We start from the raw sequence: 2,029 nt of genomic DNA on the forward strand, positions 1-2,029 counted from the left end.
GGCGCGGAGATGGCGCGCGTGCTCAGGACCGAGCCGTTTCGCATGGCGCTGGACGCCTCCGGTGCCGGCCTCGCGCACTGGCGACATGATCCGCTGCACGACGTCGTCGAGCCCATGAGCCACCACGTGATCATGGCGTATAACGGCGTGATGCAGCGCATGGAGCGGCGGTCGGGACGATCGGTCGCGATCGGCACGTTTCGGCCGGGGGTCCTGATCATCATCCCGGAAGGATCGAGCTCCAGGTGGGATATTCCCAAGCCTGTCGATGTGGTTCAGCTCTATCTTCCCGACGCAATCCTGAAGCGCGTTGCCAAAGAAGCCCAGGTCGGACCGGCCGAGCTGCTGGAGCGAACCGCACATCCCGACCCCATCACCTCCCGACTGATCCTGAGCGCGGCGGACACGTTGCAAGGCAATGGAGCCCTCGATGCGCTGTTTCGGCATCAACTGACGGATCTTCTGGCCACGCGCCTTCTGGCTGCGCATACGGGCTCGCCAACCACGTTCGAGCCGACCATGGGCGGGCTGTCGCCGAAGATCCTGCTCCGTGCGATCGAGCGGTTGCGCTCGGACAGCGACGCGGACGTCTCGCTCGATGCGCTGGCATCCGATGCCGGTCTGTCGCGCTTTCACTTCTGCCGTGCGTTCAAGGAAAGCACCGGCCTGTCCCCGCATGCCTGGCTGCGCCAGCACCGGCTCGAGCAGGCCATGAAGATGCTGCGCGACGGCGACGAGACGGTCGCCGCGATCGCAGCCGCGCTCGGCTATGCCTCGCAGACGGCGTTCGCGGCCGCGTTCCGCAAGCTGACCGGCGAGACCCCGAGCGAGTGGCGCAGGCGCCACACGCGCTAACGACAATCGCGCAAAGCGCAACGTGCTTTTTCTCGATCGCGAGGCCGCTCGCTGCGCGGGCGTCCGATGTCGGCCTGTCGCGCTTCCATGTCTGCTGTGTGTTCAAGACAGGCACCGTGCGTTCGCGGCAGCCTTCCGGAAGCTGACCCGCGAGAGCCCGAACGACCGGCGCAGGCATAACCGTTAGCAGCAATCGCGCTGCAATGACGGCAATCGCTCTGGCGCAGCGGCAGACCCGATCCGCTAGACCATCATCATGGCCGGAGCAATCGAGGGAGACCGAAGATGACCTGGAAAAACTTCATCAGCCGGCGGGTGATCGCCTCGCGCCGCCGAGGCCTTGCCACCGCAACCTTGTACGGACTCTCGCTGGCCGTTCGCTTTACGTCGGCGACGGGCGAGGAGGTGGAGCTTCCGGCACACTATGTGCACCCGATGCATCCGCTGGTGTCCATCATGACCCGGGATGGCTCCAGCCTTCCCTATCAGGACTGGGGCCCGAGGGCGGTCGTGTTTCGCCAAGACTGGCTGCCGAGTTCACCGCTGCAACGCTGCATGGTGCCTTAGACTCAGCGGCTCACTTCATCTCTTCACATCTCTTCGTGCCGTCACCGGACGCTGCCCTGGACGGAGCAGCGGCGGTCGCGCGCGGACTTTCGAACCACGCAAACCAAGGAGCAAATCCATGCGACTAGTGATTATCGGCGCCGGCTTCGCCGGCATGTACGCCGCCCTTTCCGCAGCCCGGTTGCGCGAGATCCAGGGCGTGTCGCCAGACCAGCTGGAGATCGCGCTGGTTGCGCCCGAGCCGACGCTCGTGGTTCGCCCGCGGCTCTATGAACCCAAGCCCGAGACCCTGACGGCGCCCCTGCTCGACGTGCTCGAGGCCATCGACGTCACCTATGTGCAAGGCATCGCCGAGACCGTCGACACCAGATCCTGCATGGTGAAGATCGCGACGGCAAAGGGCACGAAGAAGACGCTCTCCTACGACCGTCTCGTCGTGACCACCGGCAGCCGGCTGTTCCGTCCGAACATTCCGGGTCTCGCCGAGCATGGCTTCAGCGTCGATTCACTCGATGACGCCATCGCGCTCGACAAGCACCTGCATGGTCTCGCCAGGCGGCCGGCCACGGGCGGGCGCGACACGGTCGTCGTCGCCGGCGGCGGCTTC

Annotated in this window: 3 protein-coding genes; all 3 read left to right on the forward strand. The window is 65.7% G+C overall.

Translation table 11 applies throughout. The annotated features are described in order from the left end of the window. A partial coding sequence (locus MOV74_RS36955; RefSeq protein ID WP_246932312.1) for an AraC family transcriptional regulator occupies nt 1-855 on the forward strand: 855 nt, incomplete at its 5' end. 285 nt (nt 856-1,140) lie between these two features. Beyond that, nucleotides 1,141-1,422, forward strand: coding sequence for a hypothetical protein (locus MOV74_RS36960; protein ID WP_246932314.1), 282 nt, complete (start codon nt 1,141-1,143; stop codon nt 1,420-1,422). 118 nt (nt 1,423-1,540) lie between these two features. After that, nucleotides 1,541-2,029: FAD-dependent oxidoreductase (locus tag MOV74_RS36965; protein WP_246932317.1), on the forward strand; the 489-nt coding region annotated here is incomplete at its 3' end.

Origin of the sequence: Bradyrhizobium sp. SHOUNA76 (assembly GCF_023006445.1) — a bacterium.
Lineage (GTDB): Bacteria > Pseudomonadota > Alphaproteobacteria > Rhizobiales > Xanthobacteraceae > Bradyrhizobium.

Coding starts and splice junctions, on each gene's coding strand:
- MOV74_RS36960 (WP_246932314.1), top strand. CDS start 1,141: ATGACCTGGAAAAACTTCATCAGCCGGCGGGTGATCGCCTCGCGCCGC.